Genomic DNA, 22,116 nt, shown 5'->3' with positions numbered 1-22,116 from the left:
AAGTCTAAGGTGTAGACGCCAACTCACCCTAAGGGCCAGTCAACATCCTGACTAATAGTGCTCCTCTGGATCTCGTGGGTCTAGCAAACAGCCTTCTGGTCTGACCAGTTTTTTCAAACACTTTTCATGCTGCGCAGCAATAAAAGCTTATTTATCAGTAACTAGCAATCAGAAAACATATAACAACAACAAGCAGGTTAACTGGTCAGACCAGATTTACTTGGCTCCAAGCTGGCTGGAGACTTCTTTCCAAAGTGCCTGATAGGCAAGGTTGGCGGGCTTGTTACGTGCAAATTGATCAACAGGCGCCCGGTACTCTCCCATGTTTTCAACATCTGCTGAAAAAGGAATGACTGTTTTTAGAAATTCTGGATACTTAGCACGTAATTCTTCTTGCAGGTTTTTATGCAGGGACTTTTGATTCTGAACCAGAGTAAAAAAGGGCAGGATTTTTTTTCGTGAATACCTCTCTTGTTTGAAAAAATCATGCAGTTGTTCAAAAGTACGCTCTGACAAAGTGGTAGGAATAACCGGCACCAGCAGCTGATCAGAAGCCATAAACACCGCTTCCGATAATTGCCCGATACTGGGCGGACAATCCAGCAGAACCAAGTCATACTCTTTTTTCAAACCTTTAAGCACTTTTTGCAGGCGGCTTTTACGCTTATTCAAACCTTTGAGAATGACATCAAAGTGGCGAAAACTCAGGTGAGCCGGAATAATATCCAGATTCTCATAATCGCTGGCCTTGATCTGTTTCAAGAGATGCTCATATGCCTTGAAAAAACGTTTACTCCAGCTCTTTTTTGCAGGCTTTACTCGAAAATAAAAAGAAGAAGCACCCTGAGGGTCCAGGTCGATCAGCAACGTTTTCAGGCCCGATTGGGCAGCCCAATAAGCCAGATTAACTGAAGTAGCTGTTTTTCCGACCCCGCCTTTCATGCTGTAAACTGCCAAAGTTCGCATAAAGCCTCCACCTATCGTTTGGGATAACCTGCCTTAAAAGCCGCACGCATGTGTTTGCCGGTAAACTCCTGAAGCTCTAGAACCACCTTTTGTTTAATATCCAGTTGACGCTGGTAGAGCAGAGTAATCAAGCCGTGCAGGGCTGCATCCAAATCACTGGTGGTATCCTTTTCCAAACGCTCTAACAAGAAACCTTGTTGGACGGAAGAATCATTAAAATCACCCAGCAGAGACTGCAAACGCTTGAGTTTTTTAACCTTCCGCTGATGCGGCTTGCTGGGGTAAAAGCCTGCAAAAAAATCCATAAGATAGCGTAGCTTCTTACACTCAATACGCAATTCATGCAGATCTTCATCCGGTGTCTGAGTATTAACCTGACGAGCCAGCTTGCAAATTTTATTGTAGCGTTCCCATATTTTCTGATTAGCAACCTGGCCGCCTGGGGTGCAGCCAAGGGGTGTTTTCTGCTGGGCCGGCTGAGTAAAAAAAGCACCCAGCCACTGACAGGCCTCACGATAATCAGAGGATAAAAACTGAGTGGCTAACTGCTGGTGCGCACTCAGCCTTTCTTGTTCAACACGAACAAAGAGATCGGCTAAAGCTGGCCGAAAAGCCTCTGGTAGTAGGTTCAGAAACTTCTGACGCTGCAATAAAAACACATCCAGATCTCTAAGCGGCCCTGTGATCTGATTGAGTTGTTTCAGGTAACTGTTTAATTGTCGCCCTTCCTGCCGAGGTAAAGCCCCTTTCAGCAAACTAAAGATAGAACGCAGGCGCCGTAAGTGCACACGGTATTGATGCAAAAATTCAGTATCACGATCCTGAAGGATGCCCTCTTCATAACGGCGCATCTGAGCAAATAATAGTCGCCCCGCGTCCCTTAATAGAGTTTCCGTTGGACTCTTTGCAGAGAGAGGTAAAGGCTTGGGTAACAACTCACTGGCAGGATCAAATCCACAGAGCTGATAAAGCTTGCGAGGCTCCAGCGGCAGGGCTTGATGCTTAAGCCAGGAAGCCAGGCTTTGTTTGACCCTTTTGGCTTCCTGCTCATAGCCTCTCAGGGGCTGGCAGGTCAGAAAGAACTGATGATAGTGAGGCGTTTCCTCAGCATCCAGACGAAAAATCTCCTGGTTGCGGATTTGCAAACGAACCAGAATCTTACCTTCATCATCTCGACAAGCCCAGTGACTGATTTGTTCACTGATCTCAATTAACGGCTGCAAAGAGCTAAATTCAAGGCGCTTCTCAAGGAAGGTACGCAGCTCTCTCTGAGGCAACTGCCACCAATGTGCTGGACAGGCTTCCAGCCAGGCCGCTGGAAATTTCAATGGCCGGCCTTCCAGAGACAAGGGCGTTAGGAGTCCTTTCTGATCCTCTGCCTCCAAGGAATAAACCAAGGCCGTTTTTTTACGCCATAAATTCCAGTCAAAGGTATCCACTAGCCAGATCGATCGGCTAGTGGAAGCCTCTTCACTTAAGCTTTCACACCAAGGCAAAAGCCTTGTTTCTAATTTGTCGAGGTCAGGTTGTTGTTTCAGTAGCCAACTGCTTTCCTGCATGCCTTTCATCAGTAGCCTTCCCGGAAATGAAAAGGTCATAGAGCACGGGAACCGCGATCAAGGTCAGCAGGGTAGCAAAAGCCAAGCCTGCCATAATGGTGACTGCCATACTGGCAAAGAAAGCATCAAAGAGTAAAGGCAGCATTCCTAGTATGGTTGTTACTGCGGCCAAAATCACGGGTCGCAAACGGCTGCTACTCGCTTGTAGCAAGGCTTCACGGCGAGAATTGATCTGCGTCAATTGATGGTCGATTTCATCAACCAAAACAATCGCATTTTTCATCAACATCCCGGAAAGGCTCAAAAAACCCAATAAAGCCATAAATCCAAAGGGCAGCCCTGTAGCCAGCAGCCCAAAGACCACCCCAACAGCTGACATGGGAACTACCAGCCAAATTAACAACGGTTGACGCCAGCGCCCAAAGAGCAGCAAGGAAATTACCAGCATCACCAGAAAGCTAATCGGCAGTTGAGAAGCCAGAGCCTTTTGGGCATCGGTTGCTGCTTCAAATTCACCACCCCACTCCAGTCTATAACCATCGGGCAAGGGATAGTCAGCAAGCTGTCTGCTAATTGCTTGGAAGGCTTCATCGGTTGTATAGCCAGGGGCGGGCTCTGCTTGAACCGTTAGAGTTCGTAAGCGGTTACGTCTATGGATACTGGCTTCTTCGGGGATCAATTCAAAACCTTCCACCACCTGATCCATAGGAATATAGGCCGCCTCCATAGGGCTCCAGATTTTTCGTTCCAACAAACGCCCCAGGTCACCTCGGTCACTGGCTGTCAAACGCGCAACCAGGGGCAGGCGCTCAACTCCTTCGCGGTAACTACCGGCAACGACACCCTCAGTAGAAAACTTCAAAGCTTGGGCCAAATCCTCCCGGCGTATCCCTGCATGACGCCCACGTTGCTCATGAAACCTTGGACTCAACACTTTTTCTTTTTCTTTCCAGTCATGGCGCACATCAACCAGCTCGGGTTGCTCCTGCATCTGCTGGGTAATCTCACTACCCAGTTCACGTAGACGGGCAAGATCACTTCCGGATAAGCGGGCTTCAATTTGGGCTTCAACGCCTGGGCCAAACATGATGCGCTCAAAACGCAACTGACCCTGAGGATAAACCAGCTTTTCACGAAGTTCTTCAATCATCGGGTCGATCGCATCCAAATCCTGAACCCGGACCAGCAGTTGCCCATAGCCTGGATGAGGTTGCGTCGGTTCATAGGTGAGCATGAAGCGACTTGCCCCTTGACCCACAAAACTGGTTACTGACACCACTTCCTCTTTTTGCAACAGAATTTGTTCCATTTCTGCCAAATCACGACTGGTAGCACGTATATCTGAGCCTTGAGGTAACTGGTAGTGAATATAGAAAAGTGGCGTATTGGAATTGGGAAAGAAAGCCATACGCAACCACCCGAAGGCTAAAAAACTGCTCAAAGTTAAAAGCATAAGAATGCCCAAAGTGACTTTGCGATAGTTAAGGCTCAGGTTTAATAACTGGCTATACAGCCTATAAACCCGGCTGGCATAGGGGTCACTATCTTGGCCTGAAGCTGGAACTTGCAATAGGTAGTAACCCAGCAAGGGGGTAATAGTGATGGCCAACAACCAGCTTAATAGCAGAGAGATAGAAATAACCTGGAACAAAGAGAATAAAAACTCACCCGTTTGATCCGGCGACAAACCTATACCCGCAAAGGCCATAATGCCAATCAGGGTAGCACCTAACAAAGGAAATTGAGTGCGACTGACAGCCTCTTGAGCAGCTTGATCTGGCCTAAGTTTACGCTGAAGATTAATCAACATTCCCTCAGCGACAACGATGGCATTATCCACCAGCATTCCCATGGCGATAATCATTGCCCCCAGAGAGACCCGCTCCATATCGATATTCAGCAGGCGCATGAAAAAGAGGGTGCCGAACACCGTGAGGAGTAGTGTGCTACCCACCACCAAACCAACACGCCAGCCCATAAACAAGCACAGAACCGCGATGACAATGCTGACCGATAAAGCCAGGTTAACCATGAAACTTTTAACGGCTGTATCGACCACCCGGTGCTGCTCATAAATGGGCTGTATCTCGACACCCAAAGGAATTCTGGGTTCCAGATGAGCCAGGTGCGCCTCTACCGCTTGGCCCACTTCAACAATATTGGTATCAGCAACGCCGGCTATCGCCAAAGTAAAAGCTTCTCGGCCATTGTGTCTGATTAGGTGACGGGGGTGCTCAGTGGGCAAGCGATGAATTTCAGCCAGGTCTCCAAGCTGTAACTGTTCAGTTGCACCTGGCAGGCCCACTCTAATTGCTTCAAGAGTTGCGACTGAATCCATACCCGGGCGCACAACCAAGCGTAAACGCTGATCATCAATACGACTTCGCCCAGCATCAACCACCGAATTTTCACTTTGGATGATACTTAGCAACTGATCTACCGGGAGTCTTAAACGAGTCAGCTGCTCATGGGAAACATCCAGATAAATGGTTTCTGTCGGCTGGCCTGCACTGGTCACCTTACCCACGCCTGGGACTGTTAGCAGTTCACGGCGAAGAAAACGTTCCAGATCACGAATTTCCTGATCACTGAAGTCTTCAGCCATCACCGCATAAAAGATTCCAAATACATCACCGAAGTCATCAATCACTTGTGAAGGTTGAGATCCAGGGGGCATCTCTTGCTGAGCATCCTGAACTCGGCGGCGCAGTTCGTCCCAGATTTGCGGCATATCCTTGCCCCGATAACGATCATCAATTTCCAACGTAATTTCTGAACGCCCTGGCAAAGAGCGCGATGTTAGGTGCCTTAATTGGGGAAGCTGCTGAATGGCTGATTCAAGATGCTCAGTGACCTCTTCTTCAACCTCTTGGGCAGTCGCGCCTGGGTAAGGTGTGATCACCATCGCTTGCTTAATCGTAAACGCAGGATCTTCAAGACGCCCCAGGGTCATTAGTGCCCAAAGGCCGCCTAGCAATAATAACAAAATCATTACCCAGGCATTCAGAGGGCGTTCCAGAGTATAACCAGCGGGATTAAACATGCTGCCTTCCTTTTAAAAGTGCTCGAATGGCTTAACTTTCATACCTTCATGCAAACGCTGACCGCCTGCTGTGACCAGCTGCTCACCCGGCTCAACACCTGCCAGGAGCTTCACTCGATTACCCTGCAAAGGGCCCACTTCAACCGGACGAGCATTGACTTTGCGTGTTTCCGGGTTATAAATCCAAACAAAAAAATGGCCGTCAGAACTGCCATTCAAAGCACCTACAGGAATTTCCAGTTGCTGTTGCTGGGTTTGACGGGCTTCGACAACCACTGTCACTGTTCGCCCTGGAAGTAAAGCCAGGTCAGGCAGTTGATCCCTACCTAGCGTCACTTCATAAGTTTGCACCACCGGGTCAGGTTCGGTGACATGCTCACGGTATTCGAGTTCTAAAGGTTCTCGGCCAGAGAGCTTCAACCAAGCCTGAAAATCATCGGGTCGGGTAATTCGGTGAATCAAATCTTCAGGAACACTAATGTGAACCCGCAATTCAGTCACATCCTGAACCCTGACTACAGGTGTACCCGCTTGGATCAAGGCATACTTTTCTTGAAGACGTCGGGACACCAGAGCATCAAAGGGCGCCTGCATGCGGGTGTGATCCAAATCTCTCTGGGCAGCACTCAGTGCCACTTCAGCAAGACGCAGTTGATCTTGCGCCTCATCCAAAGCGGCTCGGGGAATGGAGTTGCGTTCATAAAGTGAAAGCTTACGATCCTTATCACGCTGTGCGCGAGCCACTTCAATTTCAGCCCGCTCCACGGCTAATTGGTAATCCACAGGATCCAAGGCAGCCAAAAGCTCTCCTTCAGCGACTTTAACGCCTTGCTGAAGGGATAATTCTTGAATCTTGCCACCCACCTGAAAAGCCAGATCGACACTGCTAATCGCATCCACCCGGCCTACAAAGCGGCGGCTTTCACTGACTTCGCTGGCTCCCAAAGTCATTACTCTGACACTGGATAAAGGGGTAGTCGCTTCTGCCCAGGCCATTTGGCCCACCACGAGCAGTAGTAACACCCCCACCACTTGATGGGGTAGCAGACGTGTTATCGGTTTCATTTCAGGCCTCCAGCCTTTTCATCCAGCTTTTCCAGAAGACGGGTTTTCTCTTCAGCACCAAAGGGCAAAAGTTTCAGCATATCAAGTAGCATCAAGCCTTCACCCGCCGCCCAAAGCAGAGCAGCAGCATCCCCGGACGGAGCTTCTGCCTGGATTCTTTGATAACGCTGTGCCATTTCATCACGAAGGGGTTGCAGCAGCTCCAGGTTTTCTGCAGCAGCGGCAAGGATCGCCATAGGAATATTATGATCCAACTCCTGTAGCTGAGAGATGACACGAAAGACAGAACGCAAATGAGGGTGGGCTTGACCCTCCAGCTGTTCAACACTTTCATCAATCAAGGGACCATAGGCTTTCAACAAGCGCAGCAGCAAGCCGCTAATCAGCGCATCCTTGCTGGGAAAGTTGTATAAAACCCCACCCTTGGTTAAACCTGCTTCCTTGGCCACTGAGTCCAGGCTTACCTTGTTGGCACCCTTAGCCACAGCGACTCGTTGAGCGGCATCAAGAATGGCATTGGCGGAGTTATTTCTGCGTCTGGCTTTGGTCATGATCTCACCTTAAACAACCGTATGGTAAAGTTAATACCGGATGGTATAGTTAACAGTCGAATTTGGCAAGTCATAACTTCTAGGATTAAGCTCCTTGAGTATTGACCGCAACTAAAGGAAAGCCTGTGAAGCTCCTGTTTCGATACCTGTCCTTGTTGAGTCTGCTGGTTGCTTGGGCCTTTTTTTCGACCACTTCTCTAGCTGATGAGCCCAGCGTTGAGCTGCCACCGCTTACAGTGACAGCGGCAGGTCTGGAGCGGGAGCTTAAAGACACCGCAGCAGCTATCAGTTATTTGGACTCAACCCAGTTGCAAAGCGGGCGTCAGCAGCTACAACTTGATGAAAGCCTAAATCGAGTGCCAGGCACTTTTTTTCAAAATCGTTATAACTTTGCTCAGAATCTGCGCTTATCCATTCGGGGCTTTGGGGCCCGGGCACCCTTTGGCATTCGAGGTCTTCACCTGCGGGTCGATGGCTTTCCCGAAACCCTGCCGGACGGTCAGTCACAGGTGGATACCATTGATTTACAGTCCCTGACTGAAGCCGAAGTTCTGCGCGGCCCTTCTTCAGCGCTCTATGGCAATGCCGCTGGAGGTGTTGTCCTCTTGCGCACCCGTGATGGCAGTGAAGACATAGAAATGGAAGCCAGAGGACAGGTGGGCAGCGATGATTTCTATCGAATCGGCGCTCTGGCAGGCGGTCAAAATGGACGCTGGACAGGTCATGTCAGTGGTTGGCAAATGCGCTATCAGGGCTATCGTGAACAGAGTCAAACAGAAAAACGCCTGATCAATACCCAAGCCAACTATTGGCTCGCCGAAGATCGTAACCTGCGTCTGGTGTTTACCGCGCTGGATCAACCCCTGGGCCAGGACCCAGCTGGTTTGACACGTCAGCAGGCCAGAGAAAATCCAGGTCAGGCCTCAGCCAATGCACTGGCTTTAAATGCCGGGCAGGAAGTTCAGCAGCAACGCCTGGGCCTGGAATATTCAGATCGCCATAACCTGACGGGCGAGCTGCGCCTACAGGTCTTTTATAGTCATCGGGATTTTCAACAGCAACTGCCCTTTCCCGGCCCCAGCTTGATTGAATTTGAGCGGCACTTTTATGGACTGGGCGGCAACTACAGAGACAGCTTCGTGTTGAATCAGCAACGCCTGCCGTGGGTAGTGGGTGTCGAACTCTTGCAGCAAAGCGATGATCGCCAGCGCTACTCCGTCAACCCGGATGCGGAGGTAACCGGCCAATCGCAGGATGCGCTGGAAACGGCCACCAGCCTGGGTGTTTATGGTGAAATCGACTGGCCTTTAACCTCTGCCCTGACGCTGACTCTGGGTGGGCGTTATGACCAGTTGGACATGGAAATTGAGGATCGCTTTACCCCGGAAGGCCAGGCTTCAGGCAAACAAAGTTTCGATGAATTCAGCACCACCCTGGGTTTAAGCCTCAGCCTGAACCCTGACCATCAACTTTACGCACGCCTGGGCACTTCCTTTGAAAGCCCAACCTTTACGGAATTCTATGACCCCAATGAGCCTGAAGCCGGTTTTGATCCGCAACTTAAACCCCAGCAGGCACTGAATCTGGAAACAGGTTTGAAAGGCGCTTTCAATCCCAGCAGCCAATATCAGTTGGCTGTTTTCCAAGTCACCACGGACGATGAAATCATCAAGATTGCCTCTGACCCGGATCGCTTTGCCAATGCCGGTAAAACCCGCCGCCTGGGGTTGGAAGCCAGCCTGGATTACAACTTCAACAAGCAGTTAGTTACCCGCCTGGCCTATACCTGGTCGGATTTTCGTTTTCGCCGCTTTGAGGATGAAGAAGGCAACAACCTGAACAATAAACGCTTGCCTGGCCTTCCTGAACACCAGCTTTTTGCCGAGCTGGCCTGGCGAGAAACCAGTGGTTTTTTTGCCATAGTGGATAGCCTGCTGATCAGCGAAGTCTATGCCGATAATCAAAACAGCCGCCAGGTGAGTGGCTATGGTCTAGTCAATAGTCGTCTGGGTAGCCGTCAGCAACTTCAACACCTCAGGGTGGATACCTATATCGGTATCAACAACCTGTTTAACCGTGACTATCCGGCCAACCTGCGCATCAACTCTGGTGACAACTATCTGGAACCCGGCCCAGGCAGACACTTTTATGCAGGCATTAATCTGAGGTATTAAACCAGACCAATTGCGGCTGCAACTCCACCACCTCACCGACAATAATGATAGCCGGGGCAGGCAGCTGGGCTTTTTCTTGCTGGGCAAGAATATCCACCAGGGTGCCAGTCAGAACCCGCTGTTCCGGCGTGCTGCCTTGCGAAACGATAGCAATACGTGTGTCAGTGGGTTTACCGTGTTCCAACAACCCCTGAACAAGCAGCTCCAAAGTATGCAGACCCATATAAAAGACCAGCGTCTGGTTGGGGTGAATCATTTCCGCAAAATTCAATTCACTGGTGCGGTTTTTCAGCTGACCGGTGATCATCTTCACCGACTGGGCATAGTCCCGGTGGGTCAGAGGAATGCCAGCATAGGCAGAGCAGGCATTGGCAGCGGTGATGCCTGGCACCACCTGAAAGGGCACGCCAGCAGTTTTCAATTCTTCCAGCTCTTCACCACCGCGACCAAAAACAAAGGGGTCCCCGCCTTTTAAACGCACCACACGATGACCGGCCTTGGCCTGTTCCACCAGCAAACGATTAATGTCCGGCTGGGGGACGGCATGGTTATCGCGTTTTTTACCGACATAAATCATTTTGGCATCACGGCGGCAAAGATCCAACACCTCTTTGGAAACCAAGCGATCATAGAGCACCACATCGGCCTGCTGCATCAAGCGCAGGGCCTTGAAGGTCAAGAGTTCAGGGTCACCAGGGCCGGCACCAACCAGATACACTTCACCCACCTGCTCCTGACTGTCGGAAGCATCCAACTGCTCCTGCAAGAGGCGCTCAGCCTCTTCCATCTGGCCATTAAAAACCCTTTCGGCTACCGTGCCTTGAAAGGTGCTTTCCCAGAACTTGCGTCTTTGATTGATATTGCTAAATCGGGTTTTAACGGCATCACGAAAACGCGCTGCCAGTTGGCCCAGATCGCTATAGCGCGTGGGAATCCAGGTTTCCAGTTTGGCCCTAAGCAAGCGCGCCAGAACCGGGGCTTTGCCACTGGAAGTAATGCCAATCACTAATGGCGAGCGATCCACGATGGCGGGAAAAATAAAGGTACACAAGGGAGGATTATCCACCACATTAACCGGCAGGTTACGAGCAATACAGTCGGCGTGGATCTGCTCGTTGAGTGCCTGGTCATCGGTGGCTGCAACCACCAGCACCCGGCCTTCCAGCAGCTCGGCAGAATAGTCACTGGCTAGCCACTCCCCCTGATGTGCCTCTAGCAATTCTTTAAGCTCGGGATCAACCTCATGGGACACCAAAGCAATGCGAGCACCGGCACGCACCAGTAGGCGTGCTTTACGCAAACCCACATCACCGCCACCGACGAGAAGAAGCGAGCGACCCTTAAGGTCAAAGAAAAAGGGGAAATAGTCCAAAGTTGGCCTCTTTATTTACTTGTGTAAACCACATTCACGGGTTTCTGGATTTTCCCACCACCAACGGCCTGAGCGCGGATCAGCACCGGGCTGGACTGCACGGGTACAGGGTGCACAGCCAATACTGGGATAACCCTGATCATGCAGGGCGTTGTAGGGCAGCTTAAGCGCCTTGATCGCCTGCCAGACTTCCGCTTCACTCCAGTCATACAGAGGACTCAGTTTCTGCAGGCCATTGCCTGCATCCCACTGGCTGTATTGCAACTGGTCGCGGGTGACAGATTGTTCGCGACGCAGCCCGGTAATCCAGGCTTTTTTGCCCTGCAAAGCCCGCTTTAAAGGCTCCAGCTTGCGCAGGCCACAGCAGGCTTTACGTAACTCCTGAGAGCGATAAAAGGCATTCACGCCTTCACGATTGACAAAGTCTTGCAGCTGCTCGGCATCCGGATAAAACACCTGAAGACTAATTTGTGGCCAACGGCTGCGCACCTGATCTAGCAGGGTCAGGGTTTCTTCAGGCAAACGACCGGTATCCAGCACAAATTGGGCAATCTCTGGCTGCTGCTCGGCAATCAGGCCGGTCAAAAGCGCATCTTCAGCACCCAGGCTATTGGCAAAGGTCAGAGCCTCGCCATACTTCTGCCAGGCCGATTGCAGGCGTTCAGTGACCTGATCCAGCTTGGCCTGAAGGGCGGGATCAATTGGCTTGGCTTCCTGCCTAGATTCGGGTTCCAGAAAGGCATCAAGGGACATGAGGCACCTCAAAAGTTGGGCGAAGCGCAAGGTAACTGCTTGTGTCAGGACGCGTAAATACATCCCTGTAAGCTCTCGCCGCAACCTCCTGTTGTGGAGAGCCTGCACAATCAACACCTTGCACTTGTAAAAGTAAGTATCGAGCTTGCTCAGCTACCAGGATTCGGGTGAAAGGCACCGACTGAAAAAGCAGTACCTGCTGCCTCGACTAGGCAGGAGCGGTTTCAGCGTCCTCGAACGTCTCCACTTGATAACTCACACTAATCTCAGAGAAGGCCTGTAAATCATCCGAGTTAAAGCGCTCTTCAGCGATGTCAAAAGCATCAAAGCCACAGCGCTCCAGATAAGCCAGACGATCACGAGCCACATCACCTATGGCTCTGAGTTCACCCTTGAAGCCTGCCCGACGTAGCAGACGGGCCTGGCTGAAACCACGGCCATCCCGAAAGACAGGGAATTCAATGGCAATCAATTGCAACTGATCCAGCCAGGGCAGCAGAAGTTCATGATCTTCTTCAGTGGTCAACCAGGCTCCCAGTTGTTTGCTTGCTTTGACTTTATCTTCAGTCAAATCAGCCAGGTGGGCAGCAGGAAGAACAGCAGCTTCCGACCAGGGTTCCTGGGGCAGTTGGCCGGTTTCTGCATCAACGTGCAGAAACTGCCAGCTATCCTGTTCAACCAGGCGGCGATTACGTAGCAGGGGCATTTACCTCTCCTTATCATTAAGCGATCTGCTACGCAGTCTAACGCCTCTCAAGACAAACAAAAAATACTAAGTAGAGCTTTTTATATTCATAAATAGAATATCAATAATAGACTTCTACTTCTGCGCCCACCAGTCGAACCGGCCAGGTACGAACCTTGATGCTTTCTTCTTCCAGGCATTGGCCATCAGTTAGCCGATAACGTTGCTTGTAGAGGGGTGAAGCAACCGACCACTCACCCTGGCTTTCACAAACCAGGCCATGCGCCAGAACTTCCGCCTTACCCAGGGGGTCATAGTGGGCCAGTGCATAAATCGCAGGCTCCTGATCTGGTAACCAGAAAAGTGCTGCTGGCTGGGCATCCAGCCAGGCCACGACACCCGAGTTAGCGACCAGGTCATCAAGACGACAAACAGGATGCCACTGGGCTGCATTTAAGTGTGCGCTGTTCATGCGACCTCCTCTTCAGTGATATCCCGTACAGGAATCAACTGGCCTCTTTCTTCAACCAGTTGAATACGGGCACGCCTGGGTTCATCGGCATTGACATAGCTGCGGAAGCGTTTGCGTTTGCTGGGGTCTTCAATGGCGGTTTTCCATTCGCATTGGTAGGTATCTACCACCTGTTGCATCTGGGCTTCCAGCTCGGCACCTAGGCCCAGACTGTCTTCCAGCACCACCTCTTTGAGATAGTTCAGACCACCTTCCAGGTTTTCCAGCCAGACGGAAGTGCGTTGCAAACGATCACCGGTGCGTACGTAAAACATCAGCACTCGGTCAATAGTGGCAATTAGTTCTTCATCGCTTAAGTCCGTGGCAAAAAGATCCGCATGGCGTGGACGCATGCCGCCATTACCACAGACAAAGAGGTTCCAGCCGTTTTCAGTGGCAATAACCCCGATATCCTTGCTTTGCGCTTCAGCGCACTCACGGGTACAGCCGGAAACCGCCATTTTAATTTTATGGGGTGAGCGCAAACCCTTGTAACGGTTCTCCAGGAAAATCGCCATGCTGACGCTGTCCTGAACACCATAGCGGCACCAGGTATTACCGACGCAGGATTTAACGGTTCTCAGGGATTTACCATAGGCATGCCCAGTTTCAAAACCAGCGGCGATCAGCTCTTCCCAAATCAGGGGCAGTTCATCCAGGGTGGCTCCGAAAAGATCAATCCGCTGCCCACCGGTGATTTTGGTATACAGCTGGTATTTTTTACCCACCTCACCGATTTTGATCAGCATCTCTGGAGTAATTTCACCACCGGGGATTCTGGGCACTACAGAATAGGTGCCGTTCTTCTGCATATTAGCCATGAAGGTATCATTGGTGTCCTGCAGAGAAACATGAGGTTCTTCATGCACATGTTCATTCCAGCAGCTGGCCAGAATTGAAGCAACCGTGGGTTTACAGATTTCACAGCCGCCACCCTTGCCATGTTTTTCCAGCAGTTCTTCAAAACTACGTATCCCTTCTACTTGAACCAGGTGAAAAAGCTCCTGGCGGGTATAGGAAAAGTGCTCACACAGGGAGCGATCAACACTAACACCGCGACTTTCCAATTCATTTTCAAAGACAGTTTTCAGCATGGCCGCACAGCCACCACAGCCAGTGCTGGCTTTGGTTGTGGTTTTCAGGTCACCCAGACTCATAATGCCATCATTCATGGCTTCACGAATATCGCCTTTGGTGACATTGTGGCAAGAGCAAATACTGGCTTCATCCGGCAGCGCATCAGCGCCCAAAGCCGGCGGACCACCGGCATTGCTCGGTAGAATCAAGGCTTCTGGCTGCTCGGGCAGGTCTATCCCATTCAGGGCATATTGCAGCAGGGTATCGTAGGGCGCATTATCACCCACAAGAATGGCACCCAGGAGTTTTTTGTGATCTTCTGAAACTACCAGTTTATAGTAGATACCGTCAATTTCATTCAAATAGCGGTAGGTTTGCGCACCTGGCGTAGTGACATGAGCATCACCGATTGAGCCTACATCCACACCCAAAAGCTTCAGTTTGGTGGACATATCAGCGCCGGTGAAGGTCACAGAAGAATCGCCATTAATGGCTGCGGCAGCAGTACGCGCCATCTGGTAACCAGGAGCGACCAAACCAAAATGCTGATTATTCCAAATCGCACATTCACCAATTGCATAGATGTTGGGATCACTGGTTCGACAGGCGTTATCCACTAGTATCCCGCCTCTTTCACCCAACTTAAGACCGGCTTCACGGCCCAGAGCATCCTGAGGACGTATCCCGGCTGAGAAGACAATCAAGTCAGTTTCCAGGTGGCTGGAATCACTGAACTCCATGCACAGGCGATGCTCATCACCTGGACGGATCAGTTGCGTCGCTTTTTCTGTGTAAACCTTAACACCCAGATCTTCTATCTTCTGGCGCAAGAGTTTCCCGGCCTCAGCATCCAGCTGTACTGGCATCAGGCGCGGCGCAAACTCAACGACCGAAGCCTCCAACCCCAGTTTTTGCAAGGCGTGGGCGGCTTCCAGACCCAACAAACCACCACCAACGACCACACCCTTAGTTTTGCCTTCGGCGCTGGCTTTGATGGCATCCAGATCATCCAGAGTGCGATAGACCAGGCAATGTGGCAGGTCTTTGCCTTCAATAGGGGGAACAAAGGGATAGGAGCCGGTGGCCAGAACCAGTTGATCATAGTCATAACTTCCTTTGGAAGTAGTGACCTTCCTGGCCTGGGGGTCAACTTTAAGCGCCTGCTCGTTCAGGTGTAATTGAATCTTGTTACCCTGATAGAAAGCCGGGTCAGCCAGGAGCAAATCTTCAGCCTGACCTCGCTCAAAATACTCGGACAAGTGCACTCGGTCATAGGCTGCATAGGCTTCTTCACCCAGCACTCTGATTTCCCAGCTGTCGCCATCAGCAGCATCCAGGAATTGTTCAATAAAATGCTGACCAACCATGCCATTGCCAATGACTAGCAGTTGCTTTTTCATGTTTCTAACCTCCTCAACCAGCAGACTTACGCCAGCTCTTTTTCTTTATTAGTTGCGCTTTCTGCTGCTCGCGTCTTTTTTGCCGAAGGCAGGTCTTCCACCTTGCGCTGCTTTTCATAAAGGAAGCTCAATACCTGCTGGCGATAACGGTTATAAAGCGGGTTATCTGCCATCTCGATACGATTGCGAGGACGCGGTAACTCGATATCCAGGATTTCACCAATGGTTGCTTCAGGCCCATTGGTCATCATCACAATGCGATCTGAAAGTAAGACAGCTTCATCAACATCATGAGTAATCATAATGATGGTTGTATTCAATTTTTCTTGAATACTCATAACCTCATCCTGCAAATGAGATCGCGTCAAAGCATCCAGAGCCCCAAAAGGCTCATCGAGCAAAAGCACGCGAGGCTCCAGTGACAGGGCTCTAGCAATACCTACACGCTGTTTCATACCACCCGAAATTTCATTGGGACGTTTATCCAGCGCATGGGACATACCCACCATATCCAAACTCTGAAGTATCCAGTCACGTCTCTCTTTAGCCGTTTTCGTTTTTTTGAAGGCTTTATTCACGGCAAGAGCGACATTTTCATAAACCGTCAGCCAGGGCAGCAAAGAGTGATTCTGGAAAACAACACTACGATCCCGACCAGGAGAATTAACTTCTTTTCCTTCCAGAATGACGCCACCGGAGGTTGCCGAAAGCAGGCCAGCAACAATATTCAAAACAGTTGATTTACCACATCCTGAGTGACCAATAATGGATACATATTCGCCTTTGTCTATTTGAAGATTGATGTCATCAAGAACACGGGTCTCTTTTTTACCTTCACCAAAAACCATGTTGACTTTTTCAATAGAAAGAAATGCATTACTCATAATTTGACTCCTATTAATTCTTAGCTACTACTGGTTCCACGAGTAACCAGGCGACCAATAAAACCGATAAACTGGTCAAGAAAGAAACCTACTAGCCCGACATAAACCAAAGCCAAAATAATGTCGCTCAGCATTGAGGCATTCCAGGCATCCCAGATAAAGAAACCTATACCTACGCCACCAATTAGCATTTCTGCAGCAACAATAGCTAGCCAGGACAGACCAACCCCAATTCGCAAACCAGTGAAAATATAGGGTGCAGCTGCTGGCAGCATGATTTTCACAAAGTATTCATAGCCATTCAGAGAAAGCACCTTAGCAACATTCCGATAATCATCAGGAATATTACGAATGCCCACAGAGGTATTGATAATGATGGGCCAAATGGCAGTAATGAAAATCACAAAAATGGCGGAGGGGTTACTGGCCTGAAAAGCAGCCAGGGAAATAGGTAGCCAAGCCAAGGGAGGCACGGTTCTCAGCACCTGAAAAACCGGATCCAGACCGCGCATGGCCCAGGTTGACTGGCCTACCAAAACACCCAGTGCCACACCGGCAACTACAGCCATCAAATAGCCATAGGCAACCCTCTCCAGACTGGCAAGAATTTGCCATCCCATGCCGACATCATTCCCGCCATAGTTATAGAAGGGGTTGACGATCAATTCCCAAGTATCGCTGACAACTTGTGATGGAGCTGGGAGGAGGGCTCCCTGCGAGCCGCTCAACATTTCCCAAATCAGCAAAAGCAAGCTTGTCACCACTAATGCTGGAAGAACATTAAAAACAAAATAATTTCCAGTGTTTTTCAGAGCCACAAGAAAATTATTAATGAAAGATAATTTATCATCAACCCTATAGTTCAGAGCAGAATTATGATCACTTTTAGAACTCATAACTATTAACCTCTAATACAATAAATAATTAAACTTTAATTTCAAGACTTTCTAGATAAGCCTGAGGGTTTTCTGGATCAAATTTTTTGCCATCAAAGAAGGTTTCAACACCACGAGATGTTGAATCAGGAATAGCTGAACTATCGATACCCAAACTTGCTGCTGCTTCACGCCAGATATCTTCTCTGTTTACTTTCTGGATGAGTGCTTGGGTATCCATGTTTTTTGGTAAAATTCCCCAACGCTGATTTTCTATCAGGAACCAAAGATCATGACTCTGGAAGGGATAGGAAGCTTGATCTTTCCAGTAACGCATTTGGTCTGGATGGTCTTCAACAATACGACCATTACCATAATCAAAGTTACCTTTCATACGATCGATAATGTCGTCAAAAGGCGCATGAATCCAACGACGACGTGAGCAGATACGAGCAACTTCTTCCTTGTTTTCAGGTTCTTCACAGTACATCTGGGCTTCCATTACAGCCATGACCAAGGCTTTAGTTGCATTGGGGTTAGCTTCAATATAATCAGAGCGCAGGCAAAGCGCTTTTTCAGGATGGTTATGCCACAGCTCACCTGTAGTGTTTGCTGTGTAGCCAATGTTTTGATTAATCAGCTGCATGTTCCAAGGTTCGCATACACAAAAGGTATCCATACTGCCAACCCGCATATTGGCAACCATTTGCGCAGGAGGAACAGTTATCGTGGCAATATCACGATCAGGGTTAATACCACCAGCAGCCATCCAGTAACGAATCCAAAGATCATGGGTTCCGCCGGGGAAAGTCATCGCGGCACGAACCTCATCACCACCCGCTCTTTTATCTGCAAGAGCTTTAGCAAATTGGCTGGTGTCTGTACCGACTTTTAGATCACTGTATTCATTGCCTACCGAAATGCATTGGCCAGCAAGATTAAGGCGCGCCACGATATTGATAGAAACGTCGTTGCGTAACCCAGACTGAGTAATGATGTAAGGCATGGATGTCAAAATATGACCGCCATCTATCCCACCGCTTCCTGAACCCAAAACCAGGTTGTCTCGGGTTGTTCCCCAGGAGGATTGCTTAAGCACCTCAACGTCGGTCATGCCGTGTTTAGCAAAAAAACCCTTTTCTAAAGCAACGAACAAGGGGGCAGCATCGGTCAAGGCAATAAAACCAAGTTTTGCTGAAGTTGTTTCCAGTGCATTACCAGAGGCTTGTAAAGACCCTAGGCTGCCTGGAGCCAAGCCACTCAGCAGACCCGCTCCGGCAAGACCTGCCATGCCGCCTATAAAACGTCGACGGCTTGTATCGGGAGAAGATTTCATGTCATTAGAAAAATTGGATTTGCTCATTGGGGCACCTCTGCTCAGTACACATAAAAAAACGGCGTCACTTCCAGCAGCTGCTTTAGGGCAGTAGGAAGTGGACGCCGTTGTCCGTTCTTAAATTGTTCATTTACTATCAAGCAGAAACCATGCCAGAAATACAAAAGCGTTTAATTACTATTAAAAATCATCAGCTTAAAATAAAAAACTGCTTTACCCCGCCTTGCAGCCCTATTGCTTTTTAAGCGCTGTTGCAGTGCACACTGGTTTTTAAATGGAACATAAGAGCGCATTTTTGATCTCTAACCCTGGAGTAACTCAACAGTACCGATCACTCTTTCTGCCACTTCAACCAGACGCCGATTTTGTTCCATCGCAGTTTTACGTAGCTGGCGATAGGCCTGTTCTTCTGTAACGCGACGATGCTGCATCAATAAGCCTTTGGCACGTTCCACCAGCTTGCGCTCCTCCAGGGCTTGGCGCGCTTCGTGTAGCTGGTCCTGCACCTGTTGCAGATGCTGGGCCTGAGTTTGTACCAATTCACAGAGTGAACGCCCCACACCACTCATTTGACCTTCCACCCATAAAGAAGAAGGCGCATCCGTCGGTTCTTGGGCCAGTTGGTCCAGGAGTTCCTGGTGGTTCTTAAGGTCAATCCTGGCTTTTTGTATACGACATTCAGAAAGTTTTTTTAGGGTGGCGGCTAGCTGATCTTCAATGGTTTTCATAGTATCGATACGGCTAGTTGCAACCTCATACCAGACTTCACTGAAACTAGATGGAATCCCTTCATCTTTACCTGATTTTTTGACGACCTGCCGCAAACGGAGCAATTCTTTATGGGCAGTGGCTTCCAGTAGTTGCTGCCAGGCCTGAAGTGAATCCTGATCTGCAAACTGTTCAAAGAGGTCAAAGCATTTTTCCTGACCTTCAACAAGATGACAGAGGCGTTGTTGGTTTTCTTCAGTAAAGTGACCCGCTGCAAAACCACTGGCACCCCAGGCCCTTTCCTGCCCCGCCAGCTCCTTACCTTGCATAAAGTTGAACATGGCAACCAGGTGGCCGGTAATTTCAGGATCGGCTGAAGCATCTGCGGCTTCAAAAACAATCGACAGTAAACCACCGATCAAATGCGTGAAGGTGGCGGTGGACTCTTCGGGCTGCAAACGCTGCTCAATAATTTTTTGACGTAGGCGAGGCAGCTGGTCCAATTCCTGAAGAACAGCTGTAATGCGAATAAACTGCCTGACGCGGCCGTTGTCCTGACACTTTTCTGGATGCAACTCCTCTAAGAACTGATCCAGTTGGTTTTCCTTCTCCAAAGAATTCTGCACCTGTTCAGTGCGCTGCTGACCAAAGTGGCTCCCTTGTGACGCAAGAAACACATTGGAAAGCCCTCGCTCTTTTTGCAAGGCATGAACCAGTTGGCTGATATAAGCCACCAACTCACAGGTTACACCCAGATACTCAAGGCCATGGATTTCACAGTGTTTAGCAGCCAATAAATAGTGCCTGGCTAGATGGTTACGTGTACTGGTCATCCTTAATTATCCGCCTTATTCATTTGCTCGAATCATCAGATAAGTAGCAAGTACTGTTCCTTCTGGCATTCTTTTTGCGTCTAGCCTTACAACAATTTATTCAAGCCACAGGCAAAGATGCCTCTACCAGCGACCTACGGGCAGCTGTTAGAGGCATTTTTTTTATTTAAACACCGAGGTTATCAAGATGCACTGGACACTCTACCCTGCCCTACTGCTGCTGGGACGCTTAAGCCTCAGTCAACTTTTAGTACTTAAAGCTTTAAGTTGGGCCTTGCTGCTGATGACCTTGCATCTGGCTCCACTGGCCCTAACCACTGGCTTTGCAGTGCTGCTGGGCTACTTTAGCCTGGCTTACTTGCAGCTTATCAACCAGGAAACCAAGAACCTGCTCGCTCCTTCTAAAAACCAGTTACTAGCTTGGCTGGCCGAAGGGATTCAGAACCAGCTGATTCAGGAAAAGCGCCAGCAACAGTTACTACAACAAAGGCTGGATGAAATTTCGCATGCATCCGATGAGCTCGAATCCAGTGCGGTAGTGGTAACTAGCAGTGCAGACAAACAAAGTCAGGCTGCGGCAACCGCAGCAGCCGCCATTGAAGAATTGAATGTCAGCATTCTTCAGGTGGCAAGCTTGGCGAGCGAATCACGTCAAGCCAGCCATGAAGCTGAGCATGAACTTCTGGCTACCAACCAGCAGTTGCTTGAACTGGTCGAACAGTTCTCAGAGGTTGCCGAAGCGGCCCAGCAAAGCAACCAGCAGATTCACCAGCTTTATAGCAGTTCTCAGGTCATTAATGATGTGACTCGTGTCATTCACGAGATTGCCGATCAAACCAATCTCCTGGCTTTAAATGCCGCTATTGAGGCAGCCAGAGCGGGCGAGGCTGGCCGGGGTTTCGCTGTGGTTGCTGATGAAGTACGTCAATTAGCCCAAAACAGCCAGGATTCAGCCAGTGAAATCAGTCGCACCATCACGGAAGTTCAGCAACAAATCAGTCAAGCCACTGAACGTATGGACCGCCTTAGTCAGCAGGCTCAAGCCAGTTCAGAAAAATCAGAGTTTTTACGCCAACGCTTGGAAGGTGTTAGCCACAAAACCCATCAGCTTTCAGATCAGGTTGTTCAGGTTGCAGCCAGCACAGAACAACAAAGTCATGCCGTAACTGAAATTGCGGCCCTGGCGGATCAGGTCAAAGAAGGTAATCACAATAATAAGCAAGCCGCCGATCAAACCCGATCTATTGCCCGTCATCTCAGCCACCTAACAGGTTAAGTCTTATGTTTGCATTTATCACTCATTACGCCCTGTTACTGGTTTTGCTTGCCAGTAGCTTTTTCTTGTTCAGCCTGTTTATTTTTTTACATCAACTACGCCTGAGGCAGACTCAGCAACTCAAACAGCTGCGTTTACAACAGTTGGGTAAGCTACGTGAAATTATTGCCGGCCTACAGCGCCATCGGGGTTTAAGTAATGGTCTTTTATCCGGTGATGCCAGCCTGCAAGGTGATCTGGATGCCACCCGAAGAAAGCTGGATCAGCAGATTCAAGAAGCCAAAAAGCGCGTTAACTCTCATCAGGATTCTTGGAATAATCTTTTTGATCACTGGTCCCGATTACGTGAAGGTCGTATCCAGCAGGCGGAAAACAACCTTGCCCAGCACCATCTGATCATACGTAACAGCATCTTTTTATTACAGGATTTAGCCATCAACCTGGATCTGACTGGGGAAGATAGCAACCTGGCCTTTTTAACCTGTATATGGCAAGACGTAATCCAGGCTGCAGAGTGGGCAGGGCAAGCCAGAGCCCTGGGTACGGGCATCGCTGCCGCCCATAAAAGCAGTGCCGAACAACGTATTCGTTTGCGATTTCTTTACCACAAGATTCAGGAGCTTTCCGGCCAGGCTTTCGCAACACTTCAGCAGTCCGATTTAGGTAGAAGCTTTAGCCTGGGACGCTGTCAGGCCAGCGTTAATCAATTTCTGCACTGTATCGAACAGGACCTCTTGGCTGATGAGGAACCCAAAACGAGCGCCCGTGTTTACTTTCAACAGGCCACTCAGGCCATTGATCAGCTGTTTTCACTGGTTGATTCCAGCCTTGAAGCGCTACAAACAAGCGCACGCACTTGAAATGCCTTACAAGAGTGCATACTTTCTTTAGCACCAAGCATAAAGATACATTAAGGCACTGATTTTTAAGAACTAAAATTAATGGCATCAAAATTGCTTAGTTTTAAAGTAGAAACGACCAACTGATTGACTTGTCAGGCAACGCTGCCTGCAACCTTCCGCCTTAGGAGGGTTGCAGGCTTTTTTTT

At 49.4% G+C, this 22,116-nt stretch carries 17 protein-coding genes; 3 read left to right on the top strand and 14 right to left on the bottom strand.

Annotated elements, in window-relative coordinates; genetic code table 11:
- Nucleotides 1–216: 216 nt before the first annotated feature.
- Genes BM185_RS06835 through BM185_RS06815 form a run of 5 tightly spaced genes read right to left on the bottom strand, consistent with a single transcriptional unit; the run spans nucleotide 217 to nucleotide 7,184 of the window.
- Nucleotides 217–966 carry a ParA family protein gene (locus tag BM185_RS06835; RefSeq protein ID WP_091961163.1) on the bottom strand — a complete coding sequence of 250 codons (750 nt, stop codon included), beginning with the start codon at nucleotides 964–966 and terminating at the stop codon, nucleotides 217–219.
- Nucleotides 967–977: 11 nt separating this feature from the next.
- Nucleotides 978–2,534 (bottom strand): CHAD domain-containing protein, encoded by a 1,557-nt coding sequence (locus BM185_RS06830; RefSeq protein WP_177203497.1) that lies wholly within the window; start codon nucleotides 2,532–2,534, stop codon nucleotides 978–980.
- Nucleotides 2,488–5,568, bottom strand: coding sequence for an efflux RND transporter permease subunit (locus BM185_RS06825; RefSeq protein WP_091961157.1), 3,081 nt, complete (start codon nucleotides 5,566–5,568; stop codon nucleotides 2,488–2,490). Before BM185_RS06825 ends, BM185_RS06830 begins: the two co-directional genes overlap by 47 nt.
- A 12-nt stretch (nucleotides 5,569–5,580) precedes the next feature.
- Entirely contained in the window at nucleotides 5,581–6,633 is a 1,053-nt protein-coding gene (locus tag BM185_RS06820) for an efflux RND transporter periplasmic adaptor subunit (protein ID WP_091961153.1), read from the bottom strand.
- On the bottom strand, nucleotides 6,630–7,184 hold the full coding sequence (locus BM185_RS06815) for a TetR/AcrR family transcriptional regulator (RefSeq protein WP_091961150.1): 555 nt from the start codon (nucleotides 7,182–7,184) through the stop codon (nucleotides 6,630–6,632). Before BM185_RS06815 ends, BM185_RS06820 begins: the two co-directional genes overlap by 4 nt.
- Before the next feature lie 125 nt (nucleotides 7,185–7,309).
- On the opposite strand from BM185_RS06815, the gene BM185_RS06810 reads away from it, so the two are divergent.
- Nucleotides 7,310–9,358 carry a TonB-dependent receptor family protein gene (locus tag BM185_RS06810; protein WP_177203496.1) on the top strand — a complete coding sequence of 683 codons (2,049 nt, stop codon included), beginning with the start codon at nucleotides 7,310–7,312 and terminating at the stop codon, nucleotides 9,356–9,358.
- Here the strand turns inward: BM185_RS06810 and cysG are convergent.
- The 9 genes from cysG to BM185_RS06765 form a co-directional block, all read right to left on the bottom strand.
- Entirely contained in the window at nucleotides 9,342–10,730 is a 1,389-nt protein-coding gene (cysG, locus tag BM185_RS06805) for a siroheme synthase CysG (protein ID WP_091961144.1), read from the bottom strand. The two genes, BM185_RS06810 and cysG, sit on opposite strands and share 17 nt — an antisense overlap.
- A 15-nt stretch (nucleotides 10,731–10,745) precedes the next feature.
- Nucleotides 10,746–11,483 (bottom strand): phosphoadenylyl-sulfate reductase, encoded by a 738-nt coding sequence (locus tag BM185_RS06800; protein ID WP_091961359.1) that lies wholly within the window; start codon nucleotides 11,481–11,483, stop codon nucleotides 10,746–10,748.
- 208 nt (nucleotides 11,484–11,691) lie between these two features.
- Nucleotides 11,692–12,189: a DUF934 domain-containing protein gene (locus BM185_RS06795; protein WP_091961142.1), complete on the bottom strand. Its 498-nt coding sequence runs from the start codon at nucleotides 12,187–12,189 to the stop codon at nucleotides 11,692–11,694.
- Nucleotides 12,190–12,289: 100 nt separating this feature from the next.
- Entirely contained in the window at nucleotides 12,290–12,640 is a 351-nt protein-coding gene (gene nirD, locus BM185_RS06790; RefSeq protein ID WP_091961139.1) for a nitrite reductase small subunit NirD, read from the bottom strand.
- Nucleotides 12,637–15,156 (bottom strand): nitrite reductase large subunit NirB, encoded by a 2,520-nt coding sequence (gene nirB, locus BM185_RS06785; RefSeq protein WP_091961137.1) that lies wholly within the window; start codon nucleotides 15,154–15,156, stop codon nucleotides 12,637–12,639. The genes nirD and nirB overlap by 4 nt, the downstream gene beginning before the upstream one ends.
- A gap of 26 nt (nucleotides 15,157–15,182) precedes the next feature.
- Nucleotides 15,183–16,040 (bottom strand): ABC transporter ATP-binding protein, encoded by an 858-nt coding sequence (locus tag BM185_RS06780; protein WP_091961135.1) that lies wholly within the window; start codon nucleotides 16,038–16,040, stop codon nucleotides 15,183–15,185.
- A 20-nt stretch (nucleotides 16,041–16,060) separates the two neighbouring features.
- On the bottom strand, nucleotides 16,061–16,801 hold the full coding sequence (ntrB, locus tag BM185_RS06775) for a nitrate ABC transporter permease (protein ID WP_245751718.1): 741 nt from the start codon (nucleotides 16,799–16,801) through the stop codon (nucleotides 16,061–16,063).
- Nucleotides 16,802–16,964: 163 nt separating this feature from the next.
- Nucleotides 16,965–18,278: a CmpA/NrtA family ABC transporter substrate-binding protein gene (locus BM185_RS06770; protein ID WP_218149402.1), complete on the bottom strand. Its 1,314-nt coding sequence runs from the start codon at nucleotides 18,276–18,278 to the stop codon at nucleotides 16,965–16,967.
- 275 nt (nucleotides 18,279–18,553) lie between these two features.
- A complete protein-coding gene (locus BM185_RS06765) occupies nucleotides 18,554–19,792 on the bottom strand; it encodes a nitrate regulatory protein (RefSeq protein ID WP_091961129.1) in 1,239 nt (412 codons plus the stop codon).
- Between the two features lie 187 nt (nucleotides 19,793–19,979).
- Here BM185_RS06765 and BM185_RS06760 point away from each other — a divergent pair, with 187 nt between their 5' ends.
- Both BM185_RS06760 and BM185_RS06755 read left to right on the top strand, forming a co-directional pair.
- Entirely contained in the window at nucleotides 19,980–21,068 is a 1,089-nt protein-coding gene (locus tag BM185_RS06760) for a methyl-accepting chemotaxis protein (RefSeq protein ID WP_091961126.1), read from the top strand.
- Nucleotides 21,069–21,073: 5 nt separating this feature from the next.
- Nucleotides 21,074–21,928 (top strand): nitrate- and nitrite sensing domain-containing protein, encoded by an 855-nt coding sequence (locus BM185_RS06755; protein ID WP_091961124.1) that lies wholly within the window; start codon nucleotides 21,074–21,076, stop codon nucleotides 21,926–21,928.
- The last annotated feature ends 188 nt before the right edge of the window (nucleotides 21,929–22,116 follow it).

Origin of the sequence: Marinospirillum celere (assembly GCF_900112235.1) — a bacterium.
GTDB lineage: Bacteria > Pseudomonadota > Gammaproteobacteria > Pseudomonadales > Halomonadaceae > Marinospirillum > Marinospirillum celere.
The sequence above is the reverse complement of the archived record's forward strand: the minus strand, read 5'-3'. Positions and strand labels throughout refer to the sequence as shown.